Origin of the sequence: Rhizobium sp. CFBP 13726, assembly GCF_014841925.1 — a bacterium.
Classification (GTDB): domain Bacteria; phylum Pseudomonadota; class Alphaproteobacteria; order Rhizobiales; family Rhizobiaceae; genus Neorhizobium; species Neorhizobium soli.
This window is the reverse complement of record NZ_JACYUU010000002.1, coordinates 189,650-210,590: the sequence shown is the minus strand read 5'-3', so window position 1 is coordinate 210,590 and position 20,941 is coordinate 189,650. Positions and strand designations below refer to the sequence as shown.

Sequence of the window (20,941 nt, the reverse complement as noted above, 5' to 3'; positions counted from 1 at the left end):
GGTTGGCGACTCCAATCGGATTCGAAGTGATTCGTTCCGAGTCAAAACGAATCATTTTTCAATGGCTTGAGCGGATATCTTACGAGTTTGATTCAGCGTGGTTTCGTCATGCAGGCTTACCGTTTGATCTCAATCGGTTTCCAGATCACCTGGACGCTTCTGGGATCGAGATCGAACAACTCGCAAGTGACTTTCATCTCGGTCCCGTCGCAGGCGCTGCACCTGAACTTCAGTTTCCATGGGCTGGCGTTCCAGCCTTTGTACTGGGCGAGGTCACGCGCCAGAAACCTGCCTTCGCGACCGCATGGGCGGCATGCCGCAACGACGACCATGTTGTGCCTGACGGCTTCGGCAAGTGTTCTGAGATTCCCGACCATGACGAATAATCGGAACGGATGCAGAACGGCGTCAACCTACAAGCCAGCATCGCAGTCCGTTATACCTGACGGCCAACCCGGCTGTGGGAATCACGGCGGCCATTGCCGATGCGTCGACACGTGATCGTGTCGTTGACCTGTCTACCACCGACGTCCTATTCGGGCGTTGGAGGGACCTATGCCCGAATTGATACCGGACGAGATTGAAACGCTGCGCATGCTCGCTGGTCAGCTTCCGCGACGACTTGGGTCGAAGCATGTCCTCTGTATAGAAGAACTTGCGTCCTTCGGTCTGTGCGCTTCTGTCGAGCCTCACCGTCTGACGGACAGAGGCATTCTCTGCCTCGAGGCAAGCACAGGAACGGTTGACCTTCGATCCCGCCGGGTCGCCTAGCGTTCAGAGGGTCAGATATGGCCGTTGCTCACGTATGGCGATTGGTCCACAATGGCGTGCTGCGGTTGCCCGCCCGAGGTCCTAGCCTGCAGCCGAGGCTCGCTGCGGACGGACCACGCTCCAAGCGGGCGGCGAGCCTCGCTTCTCGTAAATTAATACGAGCGGTTGCGCGGTCGGTCCAGGGGCTCGAAGCGACATACTGCCCTCGGTACGGCGGGTACTCTTGAAGAGCGGATCGCCGCCACCAAGGTCGGCTCGCCTTCATCTGCTCAGCCATGACAGATACGCGACTATACGCTTAGCGATGTCTGTTTCACTACGGCCGTTCGACGACCCTTCAGCCGAACAGGTCTTTCGTCAATGTCGGAAGGCCCCCAAGGCCACCTACCTCCGTGTAACGCGGCAACACCATCATTCGGTCTGCGGGCAGGGGACGTTGAAGGGACTTTGCCTCGCTCCATGGCGCGGTCATCCAAATCTCGCATTCTTCCTTCGTCGTCAGAAGGACGGGCATAGCTTTCGGATGGATAGGTTTTACGATCTCGTTGGCATCGGTCGTAAGGAAGGCATAGAGGTCATGTTCACCCTCTCGGGGTGCCTTGATCGGGCCTCGTGCGCCAATCCACTTCGTATGAATGCCTGCGAGCATGAATAGCGGCTGATCCTCGCCGACGACGAACCATCGTAGCGGCTTTTTCCCCGTAGTCGGGTCGGCCGTCTGTTCATACTCACTGAATGCCGTCGCGGGAACAAGGCAGCGGTTCTTGACGCGGAGCCACTGCTGCCAGTGGGGAATGAATGTCTTGCGGACGTTCGTAACACCCCTGTCGGGCTTGCCGTCGAGATGCACCTCAGGCGTCGGCATGCCCCATGTTGACATGGTCAGCTCGCGCTCGCCTTCGGTGTCCATGCGGATGATCGGTCCGTCGCGATCCGGGTGGNACACGGTTGCCCGTCTCGCGGTTCAGCGTATGAAACCGCACCTTCTCGCTCTCGCTTGTCGCAGGGGTCATGGAGACCGGGCAGGTGACGAGAGAAAGCTTGAGGTAGCCTTTCCAGTAAGGACGGATCGCCATCGTCAAACTCCTAGCTTGCCTTGCGTTGTGGGGCGACCTTCGAAGCGGCGGACTTCCCGACCGCCTCACGCGCCGGACGTTTCCGACCCGTGCCAGCGTTGGCATTGGCGGCAGTGCGTTCCGGTTTGGTTTCGGCAGCCTTCAGCAAGCCAGCGCTCTCGCGAAGGGCGCCTAACAGGTCGCTCGGCTGCGAGGCCTCTATCTTCTTGCGCGTGGGAAGCGCCTTGCCCTCGACCTTGGCCTTTACCAGTTCGGCGAGCGCCGCCTCATATCGGTCGTCGAAGGTTGCGGGATCGAATGTCCCCTTCTTCGTGCTGATGATGTGCTTGGCGAGATCGAGCATCTCGCCTTCGATCTCCAGCTTCGGCATATCCTCGAACGCCTTCTCGCTGGACCGGACTTCGTAGTCGTAGTTCAGTGTGGTGGCGATCAATCCCTTGCCGTGGGGACGGATGAGAACCGTGCGAATTCTCCGAAAGAGGACGGTCCTGGCGATGGCTGCGACCTTCGACTTCCTCATGCCGTCGCGCAGTGCGGCGAACGCGTCCGAGCCCATGCGATCCGGGGTGAGGTAGTAGGGCTTGTCGAAGTAGACGTCGTCGACGTCGGAGCAGGGGATGAACGCCTCGATTTCGAGTGTCTTGTCACTCTCCGGGATCGTGGCGGCCACCTCGTCTGGATCGATGACGAGATACCTGCCGTTTTCGATTTCGAAGCCCTTGGTCTGGGCTTCCTTCGGCACCAGCTTTTCGGTATCGCTGTCGATGAAGACGCGGTTGACCCGGTTGCCGGTCGCCGAATTGATCGTGTTAAACGTGATGCGTTCGGAGGTGGAGGCTGCCGTATAAAGCGTCACACCCGCCGTTACCTCTCCGAACTTCAGGAAGCCTTTCCACTGCGCTCGATGACCTGCCATACGCGTTACTCCGAATCACCCGGTTGGCGACTCCAATCGGATTCGAAGTGATTCGTTCCGAGTCAAAACGAATCATTTTTCAATGGCTTGAGGGGTTATCTTCGGAATCTGATTCAGCGAGCGCAGGTCTCGTTGACAAACGCAGTCGTCTCACCGCCATGTTGCCTCTGACGTTCTGGAGACGACGTCTAAATGTCCAAGAGGAACTCGCACGCTCAGCGCGGAAGCCTAGAGAGGCCTAGCCGCATATGCCGCGATCCAGCCTGGAATGAAGCTTCGAGGGGTAGGGAGACCAGCGCTGCTACGGGCAGACGAGGCTGGCCACCGTCCGCAGCCAGCCTCCTTGACGGATGTTACATGCAGATCGCACGGTTAACACGGACGCCGAAGTCCGCATCGGGGTTTGTCGTCGCGTCGCCGACCCGTTCCTGGATGACAGCCACGGCTAGATCACGACGCTTCGGCAAGCGAGCCTTCTCCGTCTTCGCCAGCGCGTCGGGCATCTCTTCCCGGGTGAGGTCGGTGCAATAGCCAGGAGCGCCCGGCTGTTGCCGCCACGACTCCGCGATAGTGCCCGAGTAAACGGCATCTAGTCCGGAATCTTCGACGAGCGTCATGCCCACCTCTCTGTCGCGCTCTCGGTCAGCTGCAACCGGGATGGCGAGACGTCCAGAGCTTCCTGCTGGTTTGCCCTTCCTCGCGAAGGAGTCCGAACCAATTGCGTTCCAGGCTTTGACGATGGGGCGGCCGAGCTGTTCGGAGACCCAGACGCTCTCAACTTTACCCTCTTCTATGTCGGCGATCTTCTCGTCGCGCATCGGATAGTAGTTCGAGGTGTCGATCACCACGGTGTCTTGGGGAACAGCTGCCAGCAGTGGCTTGAGAGCAGGTATCCGGTTCAACGGTATCGAAAGGATAATAGCGTCGGCGTCTTTGACCGCTTCCTCGGCGGTGACTGCTTTGCCGCCTGAGGCAAGCACCTCGGACGGGATTGTTTCCGGGCCGCGCGAGTTGGCGACCTTCACGTCATACCCTGCTTCGCTGAGGGTCCGAACCAGGGTTTTCCCGATGTGTCCGACGCCTAGAATTCCTATCTTCACGTGACTGCACTCCTTCACGGTTGTTTCACGTCCTAGATTAGGTGTAGCTAGTCAGCACAACAAGAACCTACTAATAAGTGGGTAGCCCACTGCGAGGTAAGTATGGCCATCGAACGCGATTGGAGATGCGACGATCCTAAACAGCAGCTCGTTTGGGCAGCCGCCACTCGGGATGCCCTGCGCGTACTAGAGGGCAAGTGGAAAATCGTTATCGTCTGCCAGCTTTTCGGCGCAAAGGGACCTCTGAGGTTCTCCGAGCTGGAGAGGAGGGTCGAGGGCGTCAATCAGAAGATGCTGATCCAACAGCTCAAGGAACTGGAGAAAGACGGGATTATTTCCCGGACCGTTTTCCCTCAGGTGCCACCGCGAGTGGAGTACGAGCTGAGTGGGATGGGCATCGCGCTCGGCCCCGCGATGGCGGAGTTGATCGACTGGGCGTTCATGCGACGGGAAACGATGGGCGAGCCGACAGTAACGTCCGAAAAGACGAGTGCGCCACAACTGTGAAGCCACAGAAATCCAATCGCCTTCAGCGCTTCGTGCGGGCCTCTTAACACTGCGAGGCGGCGCTTTTCGCTGCGTCGCGATCAGCGCTTTATCTCGATCGGCTTCCAGATCACCTGGACGCTTCTGGGATCGGGATCGAACAACTCGCAAGTGATTTTCATGTCGGTCCCGTCGCACGCACTGCACCGGAACTTCAATTTCCAGGGGTTGGCGTTCCATCCTTTGTACTGGGCGAGATCCCGGGCCAGAAACCTGCCCTCACGACCGCATGGGCGGCACGTCGCAACGACGACCATGTTGTGCCTGACAGCCTCGGCAAGTGTTCTGAGATTTCCGACCATGATAAATAAATGGAACGAATGCAGAACGACGTCAACCTACCGACCAGTGTCCGGTGTGCTATGCACCTGAAGGTTGGTCCGCAAAAGCCATAACTACGGGCAATCAAATACGTTGACACGTCATCGTGTTGTTGACGGATCTACCACCGTCGTTCTATTCGCGCGTTAGAGGAACTCATGCCCGAATTGATACGGGACGAGATCGAAACGCTACGGATGCTCGCTGGCCAGCTTCCACGACGACTTGGGTCGAAGCACGTTCTCTGCGTTGAAAAACTGGCGTCTCTCGGTCTTTGCGCTTCCGTCGAGCCTTACCGTTTGACTGACAGCGGCATCCTCTGCCTCGACCTAAATACCGGAACGATTGACCTTCGATCCCGCAGGTTTGCCTAGCCGTCCAGTGGGCTAGATCTGGCCGTTGCGCCCGGTATTTGATAGGCCCACAGTTGCGTGCTGCGGTTGCCCCACCCCGGGCACTGCAGCCGAGGCTCGCTGCAGACGGACCACGCTTCATGCGGGCAGCGAGCCTCACTTCTCGCCAATGAAATGAGCCGTTTGCCCGGTCGGTTCGGGCGTTGCGACACACCGCTTTCTGTATGAAAGTGACTTCCCGAAACTGGATCGTGCCGCTACGGGGCGGCTCGCCTTCGCCTGCCCAGTCATGACCGCTCCGCGACTTTACGTTTCGCACCGTCATTCATCACTCAGAAGTCTGCAGAAGAGGTATCTCTTCTGTGCCAGAAGTCTTCTCTGACCCCCAACTCCCGGATACGCGCAAAGCCAACATCTCGCCCGCGAGCAGGCGGCGTCGAGAAGCCATCGAGTCACTTCACGGCACGGTTATCGAACTCTCGCGTTCTTCCGTCCGGGAAACCCAAGTCCGTTGTCGCTTGAGTGACGCACGGCAACTGATGATCAACGCTCCTATAGGGAACGAAAAATGATCGGGTCGGTTTATGCGGAAAGGAGAATAAAATGATCGAAAAGACCGTACTGCAGAGCAAGATCCGGCAGAGCGATCCCATGAAGTTGTCGAGCGCGAGTTAGAACGTCAAGAAGACATACTAGCAGGAGGGAATGGACAGACTCTGCGATCAGCAGATCAAGCCACTGGTGTTAGGGCGAGCCCCCCGAACCGTCCGACAACCTAATTATCAATTCTGCGGCAGACGGTACCCGATACGTCAAGGAACATGCCAACGACTGGCCTTCTGACGACCCGATTTCATAATACTAACCGTCCGATCCCATCGGCGTGAACTCTTTACTCCGTGCCAACTCGACTGCTGTTCTGTCTCGCTTACGACTTGCGTCACAGCCATAGCTCAACCGCGATGCACGCTATGGCCATGTAAGTCTGAGCATTGGTATGCACATGAACGAGGAAGAAAAGTTGGCGGAGTTGATTGTACGAATTCGGACAGCTTCAATCCGTGCCGTAGGTGATGAGGATGCCCGCATCGAGAAGAGGGAAATGGTCCTTCGAGTGCTCAGACAGTTGAGTAAGTTCTACGATTCTTCAGAAGAGAGCGACCGTAGTGCCGACGACAAGTAGCGTTCGGTCAGTTCAAGTCCGTCGTTCCTCGCGAGATTGAGTGCGGCTTCTATGTGGCTTTCGAGCCCGGCGGATTCGAGCCCAATCTCGACCTTCTCTGCTGTAAGCACGATGCCCGAGTAGATCGAGGGCACACCATCTTCATCGTGCGAACAAGACCCCATGCTCAGTAGGGATCTCATGCTCCCATCTCTTGTCAGGATTCGATAGGGCGAAACGAAGGGTTTCCCTCCAAGAATGACTTCGTGGATGCGCTTGGCTAGGCGAGGGCGATCTTCGGCAACGATACGTTCAAGGATAGATTCGACTGGAATCCCTTTCGCCAGATCGGCTTCATTTATCTCGTAGATAGCCGCGAATGCCGCATCCGCTGTAAGCTTGTTCGTCGTCAAAGACCAGGAGTAGAACCCTGCACCGTTGAGTACGACTTCGATCAGTCCATTGTGCATATTTCCCATGACAGACCCCTTATTAGCCAACAACAAAGCCTAATTTAGCGTTTCCGACAATGGCCTTTCTTCGAAGTGAACAGATCCTTACGGGTCTCAAGGTTCGTACGGCGGTCGATTAGATTATCCGGTCGTACGTGGAATGTCGCATACGTTCCGCAGGTCGTTATTACAGCGCCGATCCAGCCAGCTCCAAATTTACCGCAGAGACGTGGCCACGCAAGATCAGCCGAACAGGTCTTTCGTCAATGTCGGCAAGCTACCGAGGCCACCGACCTCCGTGTAACGCGGCAATACCGTCATTCGGTCGGCGGGCAGGGGGCGTTGAAGGGCCTTCGCCTCACTCCACGGTGCGGTCAACCAAATCTCGCATTCTTCCTCCGTTGTCAAAATAACGGGCATGGCCTTCGGATGGATAGGTTTTACGATCTCGTTGGGGTCGGTCGTCAGGAAGGCATAGAGGTCGTGTTCTCCCTCGCGCGGCGCCTTGATCGGTCCCCGTGAGCCGATCCACTTCGTATGGATGCCTGCAAGCATAAACAGCGGCTTGTCCTCGCCGACGACGAACCACCGAAGCGGCTTCTTTCCCGTGGCCGGGTCAGCCGACTGTTCGTACTCGCTGAATGCCGTCGCGGGAACGAGGCAGCGGTTCTCGACGCGGAGCCACTGCTGCCAGTGGGGAATGAACGTCTTGCGAACGTTAGTTACGCCTCGGTCTGGCTTACCGTCGAGATGCACTTCAGGCGTTGGCATGCCCCAGGTCGACATCGTCAGTTCACGCTCGCCGTTGGTGTCCACGCGGATGATCGGTCCCTCGCGATCCGGGTGGACGTTGATCGACGGTGGCAGGTTTCCTTCCCGAAACCGCGTGATGCTTATGAAGTCCCTGATGGCCTGCTGGTTGGTCGTGACATTGTAGAGGTTGCACATGCCCGTCTCTCCCTTGTCCTGCTTAGATATGCGGCCACGCTGAAGTATCAACAACGCTTTCAATGGCTAGATGACGGCGGAGCCTCATTCACAGGAAGGCTGCTGTTACTTTTTTAGGATATTCTAATATAAGTGCATTGCCAGCACGACACCCCCTCGTGGTCGGCGACATGCCTCTGGGATGCCTTTCCAGCTGGTGGAGCGGGCGTGTTGGAGTTGGTAGTTACCGGCTACCGACATGCCCGCTAAAACGACGACCGGTTGGGTAAGACCGGTCATGAGCCCGCAATAATTCCTTAAACAAAAGCCTGATAACCAGTCAGCGTCTTGGCAACGCCTTGCCGAGATGCGTGACGACCGGGGCGGGCGTTTCAAGCATGAACGTCTCGGTCGTTGTCGGCTTCCAAGAAGGCAAAGGTATCAGATCACAGCCATTGCCTTCTTGGTTAGCTCGGTGATCATCAGCCTCACGTTGGAGACGGCGGCTACGAAGGTTCCCACTGGTAATTATCTGTCTCTTGCTCGGGTTGACCGTCACTGATAGGTTGTGAGGCGTTGTCATATCTATCGTGACGGCTTGAAGCTTCGTTCCCTACAAGTTGCGATCTTCTCAAACGGCGAGGGCAGGTCAGGGCTATTCGGCTTGCCCTTCGCCTATATCCCGCGAGATAGCGGGGCTTCCAGTCCACAATGCTTCCTTAACCACAACCACTCATATTCGCGCTGCCTCTGGTGCAGCAATACCAGTAGCCCAGCGAGCATGTCGCCAGTGATTGGTACCTGCTCCCGACATGCTCCGCTACAATCCTCACCTTATGCGTTCTGTTGCCACCAAGCGTATCTGACCATTGTTCCTCACACTGATCATTGTTACGCTTATGTTGTTGCCGAGAGTTGATTCCTCCGGCTATGGCGACGAGCGACGATGGTTCAGCGGTATGACGTCAGAACCATTGTCTCTATCTTGGAACGGCAGCCCTCAACATGCTCCCCGCATGAAGCGTCCGTTTCAACGGGAAGGCTGATGAAAGTTGGCCTTCCCAAGTCCCCAATCGTTGAAACAGCCTGTTGGTAAGCTTGCCTCTTAAGGGTAACGTTGATATTCCTTCGGAGGTCCGAAGCCAAACCCGGACCTCCGACTTGGAAGGCTCTGTCTCCATGACAGCCTTCCCCTTTTCGATCTGCTGAAAAGTGCGACGTGCCCTGTCAGTCAAGCGGTTTTCAGATTTCCTCGATCTGACGACATTTTTATTCTCGGTACGACGCACTATTCCGGCATCTGACGAAATAACGAGCATATAGCAGCCGGAATCCCTTGCTGGGCAGGGGTTCTGGAAACTCATCTTGACGAAATTCGTGGTGGTCGGTTGATGACGTGCACCACTTCAAACCCTGGAATATCGTTCGGTACGGGGTCACACAGTCCGATGTAGTTTTCTCCCTTCGCCATCCAGATCAATACAGCGGATCGCAGAGATCGGCAGTCGTATCCAATGGTGTCGATCGGATCTGGCAGGGTCAAGCAGTTACCTTCAGGATAGCCATTGCATAAGGTGGCAAAGCTAACCTTTACCCAATTCATTATTTTTATGCTTTGGGGGACGCAAACCGCACCCCTTCTCGCGTTGCGAGGTTCACGAGTAGCCCGCGCAAAGAGGCAGGGTCCCGTTTATTCTACAGATGTTCGTGACTGGTTCCGCAGTTATGACTTTTTGCCAACAAGGGTTTTTTAAGGTGTTGTTAAGGCGCTGGCACATCCGTGCGCGATAGTCGCTGGAACGGCACGACATTATGACCAGAAACGTCTGTCGGAACGTCCTGCTGCCGATCCGGTCGCTCGAAAATCGTACCTGTGTAGAATGAAGGCAAGCCCGTAGTATCGTGTAGGCATCTGCCAATCTACATGACCTTCTTCAAACAAAAGCCGTTAAATACGGTGTAGCAGGTGGAGCCAGCCTCACCACTGAGTATGCCGGTGTTGACTTCAAAAGCCACCCTCTCACGATCACCGGGGATGATGCGTGCCATGACGTCTTCGATGGTCACACCTCTAACCACCTCATCCAAAGTGAACCCGTAGAGACTGGCGAATATCGCATCGCCGGTAAGGCAATTATCCACCACGTTCCAGTTGTAGAACCCTAAGTTAGGAACGTCGTTTTCACTGAAGGCCATCTCAAACCCCTGATCGAACCATACCAATTCTGCCATTAATGCGAGTATTCGTAATTGCTAACTAGTCAGTGAGTTGTAGTAGTGAGGCGAGTGAGCGCTCTATCGCTTACGCCAAGAACGCGGAAGTCAAGCAGACTGCAGCAATCATCACGCTCATTACAACAACCGTCATTAGATAGTTTTGGTGAGGCTTGATCAAGGAGGGCGGGGCGGGTGTGCGTCTTTTGGAACTGGCCAGATAAGGCATGAAGTCTTTCCTATGGTTGTAGAGGAAATGACAAACCGTCAGTTTAGTTCCGATTGATAATTGTGCGGAAGAAGCCGTTGACTCATGTGAGTTAAGAGAACACAACAAGAACATTATCCGTCCAGATCAGGTGCGAGATGTCAGCAATTATCCAAGCCGTAACAACAAATGACGTTGAGATCGATCATGCGGAAGCCTTACTGGCCGCGCACGAAGGCGATGCGGTTGCCGCGCTAAGGCACGTCATTGCTGACGCATCCTTCCTACATGGACAGCTACTGATAGCATCGAAGTTCGTCTCTTACGGAGCGGCGAGGGGCTGGCGGCCACGGTTCGTTCGGGAGTAGCGCTTCATGGACGCGGTGGAAGCTGTCATTGAGTGCTTGCGGAAGCTTGATTTAAAGCCGGGCGATAACGTCAACATCTACGCCATCGGGGCACCGCTCATCGACATGGGGTTCGACCCGGAAGCAATCATAGATGCTGTCTGTCTAATGGACGCACAGAAGGTTATTCAACTTATCCCAGGCAATCAGATCTCGATCTTAAAGCCGTTGTAGCAATCATATTCGATTGATCTAATCAACGACGTTGTTTGCTAGCGAGACTAGATTTGTTCCAGTCTTTCGACTACGTGGGATGATCGCATGGGGACCGGCGCATCTACATGGACAGCATATACATCGTTACGGTCTTCCAAGAAGATGTCGAGCGTGTGTTCTTGTGCTCGATGGTGATGTTGTCACCGGACGGCCTTTACTTAGTAAGCCAAGACGGTGGCGAGTATCGTTTCCCATCATCCGATCTAATCGGGATTGAGTCTGTCAGATCGGCAACGGACGTCGCACAGCGATGGGATCGGCGGTAGCAGACCCAAATGAAAAAAGCCCGTACGGAAGGAGCCACCACCGCACGAGCTTTCGTCCATCACCAAGATACAGACATCGGACGACCGGAGAGCCAAAACGATGCCTGCTGTCGTTGAAATGCGGATCTGGTCATCTGGTTCCGGACAAACCGCATCGATCGAGTAGCGGCATCTCATCCCGTATCCTTTTTCGGTTTTTTATATGTTGAAAGGCGGCCGTCGAGAAACCGTGCCGTTTGCAGTCCTCAAAAAGTGCTTCGTAGAATGCGAAGAACTTTGCTCTGGCTACTGGTTCGAGCACTAATCAAGGGCACTCGGGTCCGGCATTTCGCATTACCTTTCGAGGAACGGTTGTATTCAACCAAGCAGCTCCGATCCTTCTCGTATGTGCGTGAGCGCCGTGGCGTGGTCTGAGGCGGTCTTTGGCGATCGCTCCGCGATAACGATGGCGTCCTCATGCATGTCATCAACGTTCACCCGGACGCTGCGCCGGGTCAGCTCTCAGTGAAATCAACACAGCTCAGCTACGAGTGGCGATAGGCTCCGCTTGAGATCCAGCCGCCGTCGCGAGGTCCCCGAGTCGACCCAGTTTCGCATTGAGATATCTCTCGAACGAGCTGTCACCACTGCTATGCTAGATTGCATTATCTCGCAGTTGAGCTATCGTTAGCCGTGGCTTTGGGGATAATCTTGTGCGTACGCATGTTGCCATCGTTTCTGCGTGGGTGGTGCTGTTTTTATGCTCTCCCGCACTTGCTGGCGTGTCAGCTCGAGCTGTCAGCCTCGACAGCGGCGGAACTGTTGTCCTAATTGAAGGTGAATTTGAGTTCCGCGATGATTGCTCTGATCCCCAAAAACTGGACCAGTTCATAACTGGAGTTTTCCGCGTTAATTTCCCGGCTGGGAAAAGGAGCGGAAGTATGAAGGCATCGAAGTTTTCGGACGCCCAGAAGGCGTTCATTTTGAAGCAGGGCGACGACGACGTGCCGGTGGCCGAGATCTGCCGGAAGGCTGGGATCAGCCAGGCGACCTATTTCAATTGGCGCAAGAAGTATGCGGGTCTGCTGCCTGACGAGATGTCGATTGAAGGCTCTGGAAGATGAGAATTCCAGGCTGAAGAAGATTGTCGCTGATCTGACGCTCGACCGGGAGATGCTCCAGGACGTCATCCGCCGAAAGCTCTGAGGCCTGCCCGGCAGCGCAAGCTGATCGACGGGATGCTGGTTGACTGGGGGATATCGATCCGACGGGCCTGCAAGGTCCTGAGGTTCGACGCCTCGACATACCACTACAAGTCCCGCCGCACCGGACAGGCCCCACTCGAACGACGCATCAAGGAGATTTGTGAGACACGCGTGCGGTATGGCTACCGCCGTGTTCATGTGCATTTGCGCCGTGATGGCTGGAAGATCAATATGAAGAAGACACGTAGGATTTACAGCGAGTTAGGCCTTCAGTTGCGCAACAAGCATCCCAAGCGCCGGGTGAAGGCAAAGCTCAGAGAAGATCGCCAGGAGGCTGTCGGGCCGAACGACGTCTGGGCGATGGACTTCGTTCACGACCAGCTCGCAACCGGCAAGAAGCTGCGTATCCTGACCGTGGTCGACACCCACTCGCGCTACTGCCCGACCGCCGATGCACGCTTCACCTATCGCGGCGAGGATGTCGTCCAGACCTTGGAAGGCATTTGCCGCAAGACCGGCTATCCGAAGACGATCAGGGTGGATAACGGCAGCGAGTTCATCTCCCGTGATCTCGATCTGTGGGCCTATGCCAACAACGTCACCCTGGACTTCTCACGACCTGGCAAGCCGACCGACAACGGCTTCATCGAGGCCTTCAACAGCAAGCTGCGGTCGGAGTGCCTGAACGCTCATTGGTTCCTGACCCTTGCGGATTCCCGCGAAAAGTTGGAGACTTGGCGTCGATACTATAACGAGGAACGCCCTCACTCGGCCATCGGATATAACGTCCCGATTGCCCTGCATAATCCCGGTGGTGCAACCAGTCAGCCATCGTGATCAGAGCCGGAAAACTCCAGCTTCCGGCGGTCCAAGGTTTGGTCCCAGAGCATCGTTGTGACGGACTCTACCAAAATTTGAAGGAAGTTCAGGGTCTCAGGTAAACTGAAGGAATAAATCGACTTAGACAATTGACAGAAACGCCGTCTGCGACTCTTACAAGGGCGTGAAAAATCAGGTTGTCCGATGGCAGAAAATCTTGAGTCCAATGCTCTTGTCGCACAAATTGACAGGGGCGCCGTCTCTCCTCTTGAAGGTTACTCTCGACGCAATCAAAAATTCCTAAATTCACACACTGATTTCGACGATTTTATCGACGAGTTTGTGACCGCTGGTGAAGTGGCTGAAGCTCATGGGGCCAATCGGTCAGCGGTATCGGTGAACAAGGAATACTTGCGAGTTGAAAAATTGCTTGCCGGGACACGTAACGAGCTGCTGAAGGCTCTGTGGGCTCACGATGTCTTCCTTAGCTCGGGTACGGTGGATCGTATTCTATTCCACCTCGCATCGAATTTAACAGCAGGCGACCTTGTAAAAGAGTTCTTCGACTTCGTGTTGGTCAGGAAGCTGCACAATCCGGGTTTTGTCCTATACCCAATCCATTCCTTCGGTATCCAGGGGTTCGGGCTTGCTGGGCTTGTGAAGTTGACAATTCCCGACATCGATCTGCGCGATGCAGGCGTGATCCTCTCCTCCCAGACAAACAACATCGACCGCACACTGGCATTTCTTGATCGAGCGAGGGCGGCGTTCGGAATTACGCATTCCTTACCTGGATCACTTCGATCTGAGTTCACGCGGGAGCATTTCGCTTGGACGACGCAGAACCCGCTTCTTGTACTCAAAATGAGCAGCACGACGAGTGGATTCTACGAAAATCAATTCATAATCATGGTCAAGCTTCAGCTCGCAACCGCTCTCGTGCAGATGCTTGCGACATTAGGGCAGACTGACCGGACGAATCGAGAATCCCGTAATCTAAGTACCGCGCGGACGAACAATTTTGAAACGCTCGATTTCAACCATTACATGGTTTTTGAGGCAACTGAAGGGAAGCCGGAACTAAACCCTCTCCGGACGCCGATGAATGTGTCCCGCTCCGATCTTGTCTCGCTGGCGGAGATGAATGTCGATATCGACCCATCTTCTTGGTCTGACCCAGAAAAGCAGCCACTGCTTTCGCAGGTACAAAAAGGTCTTAGGGCGCTTGAAGATGGCTATCTGAGTGAATGGGTCTTAGGCGAGAAAACGTCCACCCGGGCAAGAGTTCTGCGAAAGGTCTTTCTTTCAATCAGTTACTTTCACAAATCGTTTCGAAGCGCCAGCAACGCCGATGAAGCAGTTGTCTCGATTGCAATAGCCTTTGAGACCCTCCTCACCGACGGCTATCAACGCGGCGGCGTGAAAAACCGGATCGCGCGGCGTGTACCTCTATGTCTTGCAAACGAGCCGGACCATGCGGAGCTACTCCGTGAAGTTCAGAAATTGATGGAGTATCGCGGGCAGGTTGTCCATGAGGGCACCAGCGAGATTCCGATCGACATCAATGCTGCAAGGCGTGCTTATGTACGGTGTTTTCTAGCAGTCATGGCAGGCTTGCCAAATATCAAACAAGGTGCTTCTCAACCGGTTGGCGACGTTCTTGGTGACGTGACACCGAAGCCATCGAGGTTGAAAGCTCTAAGGCAATGGATCGCCAGGAAAATCGAAGGATAAGCGGTTAGCCGAGACTCCCACTAACCGCTCGGGAAATTTTCCCCTTGCGAAAACTTCGGCTGTGAAATCAATGAATGCACGCGTCTTTGCTGGAAGCAGGCGTTTATTCACGAAGCAGAGTGATATCGGCCCGGGAGTTTCGTTGGGTACCATTGCCGGAATTCCTACCGGAACTGTGATCGGTAACTTGTTGGGTTGGAGGATGGCGTTCGGGGTCACTGGAGCCATCGCTGTCCTCGTGGTCTTGACCTTGATTATCATGTTGCCTTCGATCAAGCCTCGGCGCGACTGGCTTTTTCGGAAACTTGTTCGCAGGATGGATGAGTCACAAAAACGATATTGCGGCGTCGTGGGGACCTCGTTGCTGATATCTGCTTCGGCGTTCGGACTGGCAATGACCGGGCAGTGGTTTCCGTCGACTGTTTTCTGGATCCTGACGTGGGGCTATGGCTTCGGCATGCTCCCGCTCGGCCCGCGATGGCCATGATTTCCGTCACCTGAGCGGCGGCTCGGTCATCCCAAAAATGCGGTGAGAAGGAAATTCGGCGTGGGCGCGGTTCGATTACCCTATCGACCCAGTTCATGTAGATCGCGAGGAGATCGGAGAACCCAACGTTGTCCAGCTCCTTTCGTGCGGCATCTGGTTCGCATGGAATGGTGCTAATCATCCCGTTGCGAATGTTTGGCAGGCTTTCAGATGTGGCGACTAGCCCGTCTAACTCCAATTCGACCTCCATACCTAACGCGTGTCTTCGTCGAGACAGGGAAACCGAATGCCGCACTGATCACCATCAGGCCCACACAGTCTGGTGCATCCCATCGCCATTAGGGGCGAAGAGTTCGCTCATGGGTCGCCCGGCGGCGGCGATAGCCGGGACCCAATCAAGCCCAGAGACATCTACATTCCTGATCTTCATATCGATACCTTGAAGGTGAAAAGCAGAAATTTTCACTGACAGGAAGGTTGCGGGAATCGGAATGGTCCGTCAGGTTTCTCAATAAGCCGCATGACGCGCACGAGTCGCCCTTCGAACTATCCAGTGACGACCAACAACCCTGTCCCCGCCTAGAAACGACGACCAAGGAGCTGCTATGTCTGCGAAAAAGAATGCCAGCCCTAGCCGACCGTGATCGACGAAGCTATCGCATGGCATGACGGCGATATGAGAGCGACCAGGGACGTTGATCGAGGACTGCCGATATCTCCGTCAGCAGCTCGATGTTGCTCGCCATTGTGTGGGACGTGGCCTGACGCGTGGCTGGAAGCCGGGCTTGGATCGATAACCGCAGACGCCAGCTTTTAAAGTCGAGCAGTTTTTTCGTTATCTAGGATGGTGTTGATGTCTCCCGACGAAGCTTTGCGGGGCTACCTTTTCGAGCAGCTGGTAGATCAGCTCCTTGAATCCATGGGTTATAATGTTTCGAAAGAGAGCCGCACTTTAGGCGCTGGGAGGATGGGGGTGCTTCGTCCCGACTTCATTGCCAGGCGCGTTGACGACCAGAGCGATCTTCTTTTGTGTGGTGAAGCTCGTTGGACGCATCGACCGGATATTCGGCTGAAGCAACTTAGAGACTGGGCCGCAGCAGTAGCTCGATACAAGGATGATGTCAGCAAGGTCGTATTGATTGTTTCAGGGGACGTGGACCCAGCAAGGCTGGAATGGGCGCAAGAAGAGTTCAGCATTGAGATATGGGATCGCAGTTTCATATTGGCTGAAACTTCCGGCACTCCATTGCATGATGAGTTCAAAAATCTGTTTGAGGCTGCTGGTTCCGTTAAGTTGATCCTTCAAGCGGGTGAGGTCGGTGGCAGTCCGCCGATTTCCGCGCGAGAGCGGAGCGCTGTAGAACAACCCGCTGTTTCCAGAGCGGAAGAACTAATCCGGCTACTGGATGATATCGTCGGCGGCCGCGATGGGGCAAAACGGTACGAGCTGCTGTGCGAAGAGATAATCAACTACATTTTCGGTCACGAACTTACCGATGTGAAAAGGCAGCCACGCCTCGAAGACGATCTAAGCATCCTGGATCTGACGTACCGTGTCCGATCTAAAAGTCCGTTTTGGTCAGCATTGGCAAGAGATTTTCGCGCGAGGGTGATTGTATTTGAGTGCAAGAACTACACCGACCCGATAGGGGCTATGCAGGTCTTCACAACCGAACGATATTTAAGTGTAGATGCTCTGAGGCCAGTCTGCTTTCTCCTATGTCGAAAGCTACCTGCCGACCACGCAATTGCGGCTGCTCAAGGGGCCATGCGGGAAAACGGTAAGCTGATTATCTTCCTCGATGACGAGAAGCTTAAGGCTATGCTAAGATTGAAAGACGCGCAAATAGCAGACCCTGATGACTCCAGTCGGGAAAATGACCCATCTGAGGCGCTTGACCAGATAATCTACGATTTCCTCGCGACGATGCCGCGCTAGTCACTGCTTTACGCGGAAGCTGCAGGCCTTAAAAGGAAAGCTCGATCTGAGATTCGAAACAGCCGTTTAAGCCTGATTTTAGGAGTTTGAATCACGTCACTCAGATCATAGCAGGGAACGCAACAAGCTCGGGCGGCTCGACAGCGGCCAACATCGCGTTTCGGCGGGCGAGCGTCTCCCGATATTCCTGAGCCTCGACGTCCTTGAAGAACGGTGCCCCCGGAGCCAGTCGCGTCACAGCCTGCTCGACCTGATCGATCGATACCCGGAAAAACTCCTTTCGGAAGTTCTGGGCATTGATCCGGGTTTTCTGGAATTCGTTATGGAGGGCTCGTTCGAGAGCGGGGGCGTCGTCACTGTAGATGATGGCATGGGTGTCGAAAACGAACGGAACGCTGGCGTCGCCAAGCTCTCGGACTCGGTCAGCCGGGTCGAGACGGCGGGTAAGTCCGATTTTGACGACCTCTTCGCCGAACGAGCCGATGTTTGAAATGATGTAGACATAACCGGACCGGGTTTTCTCGGCCATCGCCTGGGCCCGTTCAAACTTTGCGTGCGCGTCAGCTAAATCCTTTTCGAGCATCAGGATTTTCTCGTTATAGGCGCCGATTTGGTCGGCTGCGGCCTTGCTGGCGTCCGTCTTCGCCTTGTCGAGGAGCTTCTGGTACTTGGCCTCTTCCTCTTCGGCTCGCTCCATATCTCGCAGGAATTTCTGCTCCTCGCGAGCGGCTCTCGCCATCTCGGCCCGTTCTTCGCGTTCGGCCTTAAGCTTCTCGCGATATTCGTGGGTGAGCTGCAGCTCGATCAGCTTTTGGCGGAGATATTCGTCCGTGATTCGGATGTCGTTTGTGGCGTTCAGGTTGTCGATCTGCTGGCGAGCATTGACGATCCGCTTTTCCATAGCGTTCGCGTTGTTCCAGCGAACGTTGGCGACGGCGGCATCGCATTCATTGTTGAAGGCGCGAAGTGCGAGCTTCACGTTCCGATTGTTCATCGTCTGGCCCTTGGCCTTGCTGCCGCTGACCGTCCATTCGGTGTTAGCTACGGCAGCGGTCTTATTCGAGACCATACGCTTCTGGGTCTCACGGTTCTCAAGAACCGCCTGCTTGTACTGCTCGCTGTCGGTGTAGTCGAAGTGCGGCTCGTAAACGCCCATCTCAGCAAAAGCCAATTTTTCGTCGAAGATAGCGACTTCCTTGGCCAAACGGTCGAAGACTGCCTTCTTCTCGCTGTACGATGCTCGCAGGTTGGAAATATCGAGCGATACTGAGTTGGCTACTTCTCGGAGCCGCTGAACTTCCGCCTCCTCGTTCACGATCGGGCGGTACCGCTCTTCCATCGCGCTGACAGCAGTCTCCGCTGCCTTTCGACGTCGAGATTGCTTCCAGGCAATAACCGAGGCGGCGACCGACCAGATTGGAAACCCAAGCACGCATATCAAAATTAAAATTTGGCCGCCCGTCATCGAAAACCGTCCCCACGATTGATGTCCGGCAGGCTATTCATTGCTGCTAGCGTTGCAAGTGTATGTTGTGAAAAGACTCAATTATGCAGGGCTAAAGCTAGTCCCGTGCTACACTGCAGTAGATCCTGCGGCCGCCAGGGCTTGCCCAATCTCGCGCTTCTTTGCGTCAAGACCTGCCAATTTATCCTTGACGGTCTCGATGTCGACCTTCGAGTTAGCAATCTGCTCGGCAATTAGTGCCAGAACCTTGTATTGATCAGCGATGATGGGATTTATGACATCGTCCTTTAGTCCCGCGACGTTCATCGCATCCTCGTCGCTGTAATTGTCGATCATCTCTCTGATCATCGCACCAATTTTGAGGTCAAGGTTGAGAATCTCTCGGTAATATTCGCTGTGCAGACGGGTTTCGAGCTGTTTAATGCCGTCGATCCCATAGTTCTTGATACCGATTTCCATGAGGCATGCCGCGCTCAGGAGGGCAAGGATGTATCGCTGCAACAATAGGCTCTTCCAGGTCTCTTTCGGAAATTGCTTGAACGTCTCGTTCTCGGCTACGAGATGCGTCCAGACCTCAGGCGAAGGAATATCATTGGTGCAAGTAAAAACGTCGCTCCAGCCTTCTTCGACCAGAACGATCCTCAACAGCATGGACCGCTGAGCATGCCAGGTTTTTTGACCTGCGATCTCATCGAGCTGAAGTGAGAACGTCGAGCGCCAGTGGTCAAGGAGGGACACGCCCTTCTTCCCGACCATTGTAGCTGCAGCCTCATACATCGCATCCGGGAGCGGAGGCTTGGCTAGGTGGTGCGCCGCCGTGGCATGCAGCTCGGCAGAAATGAAGGGTTTCTTGAGCAGACGTTTTATAAATGACATGGCGGAGTCCTAACAACCTGCGATTTCTCGTTTACCGAGGATTTGAGATGCATGGGCTGCGCCTGTATGAACGCAACCCTCCAGCGCTAGCCTGAGACCAAGATCGCTGCAGGTCGACCAACTCTTCTATCCCCACCGTGGTCCGGCTTCTTTGATACACGTTGACCCTGCCAACGCTAAATCAGGCTAGTCCATTATCCGAGCGTATAAGGGTGCCTTTCTAGTCGGTGCCAGCTATCGGGCTGATGTCAGGATCGAGCCGTCTCCACATTGCTCGCGCTCGGCGACATGCTCTGGCCCCTTCAGTTTACAATAGAGCCATGCCAACGAAGGCGTCTAGTGACGCCGCGTGGAATGCCTTGTTCGCAAAGGCGAACGGGACATGCATCGGCCAGTCAAGAATGAACACGCCCGAAGCGAGCGCCCCAGTAGTTTTTGAAGATTCGGTAGAGAAGGTCGCCGTGTTGCTTCGAGGAACAATCGGAAAAGGTAAGCCAACCATCAATCTCCTGTGCCTTTACGACAAGAAGACTGGCAAGGCCGCCATCTAAGAATTCCGTTGGCTTGGCAAATAATTGGGATCGGTCTCGCGTTCTGGTCAGTGAAAAAGGATTGTTAGGCATCGCAAGCCTTCTCTTGTGATTGGCAGGAGGACCAGGAGCTCGACCGCGATGGCCATGGTAAGAAAAAGCGTGATGAACACAGGCAATGCCGCATCAAATGCCAGCGGCGTTTCCACGAACGGGCCTTCCTGAAAATCTACGGCGTCAGAGACTGGCCGAGCGTTGGGTGCGTTCGCGCCGTTCGTGTTGGCTGGCACGAACAATCGGGTGTAACGCTGCTGATCCAGGGCTCTTTGACCGGGAAACGAGCGGCGGGCAGGGCTCTTTATTGATCTCGCCTTCATTTTGCACCCATCAGGTCAGCGCCGGTTGGTGCGGCTGGACTCGGCGGGACGGTGATCGAAGTCGACCCGAACATCTTCGAACCGTCGATTGCGGTCGCCTTGTAATTTACCGAATAGGTGCCTGATGGCAGGCCCTCAGTGAGGGGCACTATTGGATCCTCTATGCGGGGCCCCTGCCGAAGTACGCCAACGGGAACACCGCCAAAGGCGCCCGAAACTTCAACGTGTGAGCGCTCGGGATCAACTGGAACTGCGAATGTCAGGACGATATTTGCGGCGGTCGCGACGCTGTCATCGATGGGCGCCCGTAGATCGATGGCCGCAAAAGTTGAGGATCCGAAACGACCATTCCTATCAAGGCGAATGTGGACATTGCATTGCGGATCATTCCGTCAACCCTTCGAGCATGCTTCGGTAAGGAGATGATCGCTGCCAACAACGCTTTTTGAAATAATGATCGAGTTTATCTCAGCCTATACTGAGGTATGAATCGGCAAGAATATTCTTCATGTGTTCGATGCCCGGCAACTTCGTTAAGCCATCAATGATATTGCTCTGCCAGTGTTTTTGAGCTGCCCGAGCCCATGTCGATTGA

14 protein-coding genes and 3 pseudogenes are annotated in these 20,941 nt (G+C 55.0%); 6 read left to right on the top strand and 11 right to left on the bottom strand.

Going from position 1 to position 20,941, the window contains the following annotated elements; translation table 11 throughout:
• Positions 1-2 precede the first annotated feature (2 nt).
• A complete protein-coding gene (locus tag IFT66_RS07995; RefSeq protein ID WP_207105879.1) occupies positions 3-386 on the top strand; it encodes a hypothetical protein in 384 nt (127 codons plus the stop codon).
• Positions 387-1,108: 722 nt separating this feature from the next.
• Here the strand turns inward: IFT66_RS07995 and IFT66_RS07990 are convergent.
• From IFT66_RS07990 to IFT66_RS07980, 4 genes and pseudogenes are all read right to left on the bottom strand, one after another.
• Positions 1,109-1,712: pseudogene (locus tag IFT66_RS07990) on the bottom strand (SOS response-associated peptidase); the annotation flags it as partial.
• Between the two features lies 1 nt (position 1,713).
• Positions 1,714-1,847, bottom strand: a pseudogene (locus tag IFT66_RS23900) (Ku protein); the annotation flags it as partial.
• Between the two features lie 10 nt (positions 1,848-1,857).
• Positions 1,858-2,763 carry a non-homologous end joining protein Ku gene (gene ku, locus IFT66_RS07985; protein WP_192077272.1) on the bottom strand — a complete coding sequence of 302 codons (906 nt, stop codon included), beginning with the start codon at positions 2,761-2,763 and terminating at the stop codon, positions 1,858-1,860.
• 353 nt (positions 2,764-3,116) lie between these two features.
• Positions 3,117-3,881, bottom strand: coding sequence for an NAD(P)-binding domain-containing protein (locus IFT66_RS07980; protein WP_192077271.1), 765 nt, complete (start codon positions 3,879-3,881; stop codon positions 3,117-3,119).
• An 84-nt stretch (positions 3,882-3,965) separates the two neighbouring features.
• Between IFT66_RS07980 and IFT66_RS07975 the strand changes: the two genes are divergently transcribed.
• Entirely contained in the window at positions 3,966-4,370 is a 405-nt protein-coding gene (locus IFT66_RS07975) for a winged helix-turn-helix transcriptional regulator (protein ID WP_192077270.1), read from the top strand.
• A gap of 1,850 nt (positions 4,371-6,220) precedes the next feature.
• On the opposite strand, the gene IFT66_RS07970 is transcribed toward IFT66_RS07975, so the two are convergent.
• The 3 genes from IFT66_RS07970 to IFT66_RS07960 form a co-directional block, all read right to left on the bottom strand.
• Positions 6,221-6,724 carry a PAS domain-containing protein gene (locus IFT66_RS07970; protein WP_192077269.1) on the bottom strand — a complete coding sequence of 168 codons (504 nt, stop codon included), beginning with the start codon at positions 6,722-6,724 and terminating at the stop codon, positions 6,221-6,223.
• Between the two features lie 216 nt (positions 6,725-6,940).
• The gene (locus IFT66_RS07965) at positions 6,941-7,645 is read right to left on the bottom strand and encodes an SOS response-associated peptidase (RefSeq protein WP_192077268.1); all 705 of its coding nucleotides are present in this window, start codon (positions 7,643-7,645) and stop codon (positions 6,941-6,943) included.
• A 1,899-nt stretch (positions 7,646-9,544) separates the two neighbouring features.
• Positions 9,545-9,856: a hypothetical protein gene (locus IFT66_RS07960; RefSeq protein WP_192077267.1), complete on the bottom strand. Its 312-nt coding sequence runs from the start codon at positions 9,854-9,856 to the stop codon at positions 9,545-9,547.
• Between the two features lie 564 nt (positions 9,857-10,420).
• Here IFT66_RS07960 and IFT66_RS07955 point away from each other — a divergent pair.
• The 4 genes and pseudogenes from IFT66_RS07955 to IFT66_RS07940 all read left to right on the top strand — a co-directional run bounded on the left by IFT66_RS07955 (position 10,421) and on the right by IFT66_RS07940 (position 17,098).
• Positions 10,421-10,627 carry a hypothetical protein gene (locus tag IFT66_RS07955; protein WP_192077266.1) on the top strand — a complete coding sequence of 69 codons (207 nt, stop codon included), beginning with the start codon at positions 10,421-10,423 and terminating at the stop codon, positions 10,625-10,627.
• 1,228 nt (positions 10,628-11,855) lie between these two features.
• Positions 11,856-12,956, top strand: a pseudogene (locus IFT66_RS07950) (IS3 family transposase).
• A 186-nt stretch (positions 12,957-13,142) separates the two neighbouring features.
• Positions 13,143-14,672 carry a HEPN domain-containing protein gene (locus IFT66_RS07945; RefSeq protein WP_192077265.1) on the top strand — a complete coding sequence of 510 codons (1,530 nt, stop codon included), beginning with the start codon at positions 13,143-13,145 and terminating at the stop codon, positions 14,670-14,672.
• Between the two features lie 1,340 nt (positions 14,673-16,012).
• Entirely contained in the window at positions 16,013-17,098 is a 1,086-nt protein-coding gene (locus IFT66_RS07940) for a restriction endonuclease (protein ID WP_192077264.1), read from the top strand.
• Positions 17,099-17,198: 100 nt separating this feature from the next.
• On the opposite strand, the gene IFT66_RS07935 is transcribed toward IFT66_RS07940, so the two are convergent.
• From IFT66_RS07935 to IFT66_RS23895, 4 genes are all read right to left on the bottom strand, one after another.
• Positions 17,199-18,563: a DUF4041 domain-containing protein gene (locus tag IFT66_RS07935; protein WP_192077263.1), complete on the bottom strand. Its 1,365-nt coding sequence runs from the start codon at positions 18,561-18,563 to the stop codon at positions 17,199-17,201.
• Positions 18,564-18,671: 108 nt separating this feature from the next.
• Complete coding sequence (locus IFT66_RS07930) at positions 18,672-19,439, bottom strand: hypothetical protein (RefSeq protein ID WP_192077262.1); 768 nt, start codon at positions 19,437-19,439, stop codon at positions 18,672-18,674.
• 598 nt (positions 19,440-20,037) lie between these two features.
• Entirely contained in the window at positions 20,038-20,346 is a 309-nt protein-coding gene (locus IFT66_RS07925) for a hypothetical protein (RefSeq protein ID WP_192077261.1), read from the bottom strand.
• Positions 20,343-20,645, bottom strand: a complete 303-nt coding sequence (locus IFT66_RS23895; protein WP_446737895.1) for a copper resistance protein CopC — start codon at positions 20,643-20,645, stop codon at positions 20,343-20,345. Before IFT66_RS23895 ends, IFT66_RS07925 begins: the two co-directional genes overlap by 4 nt.
• Positions 20,646-20,941 lie beyond the last annotated feature (296 nt).

Bases quoted from the DNA above. Each gene is read 5' to 3' on its own strand.
- IFT66_RS07925 (WP_192077261.1), bottom strand. From the start codon at position 20,346: ATGAAGGCGAGATCAATAAAGAGCCCTGCCCGCCGCTCGTTTCCCGGT.
- IFT66_RS07975 (WP_192077270.1), top strand. From the start codon at position 3,966: ATGGCCATCGAACGCGATTGGAGATGCGACGATCCTAAACAGCAGCTC.
- IFT66_RS07960 (WP_192077267.1), bottom strand. From the start codon at position 9,856: ATGGCAGAATTGGTATGGTTCGATCAGGGGTTTGAGATGGCCTTCAGT.
- IFT66_RS07930 (WP_192077262.1), bottom strand. From the start codon at position 19,439: ATGTCATTTATAAAACGTCTGCTCAAGAAACCCTTCATTTCTGCCGAG.
- IFT66_RS07935 (WP_192077263.1), bottom strand. From the start codon at position 18,563: ATGACGGGCGGCCAAATTTTAATTTTGATATGCGTGCTTGGGTTTCCA.
- IFT66_RS07970 (WP_192077269.1), bottom strand. From the start codon at position 6,724: ATGGGAAATATGCACAATGGACTGATCGAAGTCGTACTCAACGGTGCA.
- IFT66_RS07965 (WP_192077268.1), bottom strand. From the start codon at position 7,645: ATGTGCAACCTCTACAATGTCACGACCAACCAGCAGGCCATCAGGGAC.
- ku (WP_192077272.1), bottom strand. From the start codon at position 2,763: ATGGCAGGTCATCGAGCGCAGTGGAAAGGCTTCCTGAAGTTCGGAGAG.
- IFT66_RS07945 (WP_192077265.1), top strand. From the start codon at position 13,143: ATGGCAGAAAATCTTGAGTCCAATGCTCTTGTCGCACAAATTGACAGG.
- IFT66_RS07940 (WP_192077264.1), top strand. From the start codon at position 16,013: ATGTCTCCCGACGAAGCTTTGCGGGGCTACCTTTTCGAGCAGCTGGTA.
- IFT66_RS07955 (WP_192077266.1), top strand. From the start codon at position 10,421: ATGGACGCGGTGGAAGCTGTCATTGAGTGCTTGCGGAAGCTTGATTTA.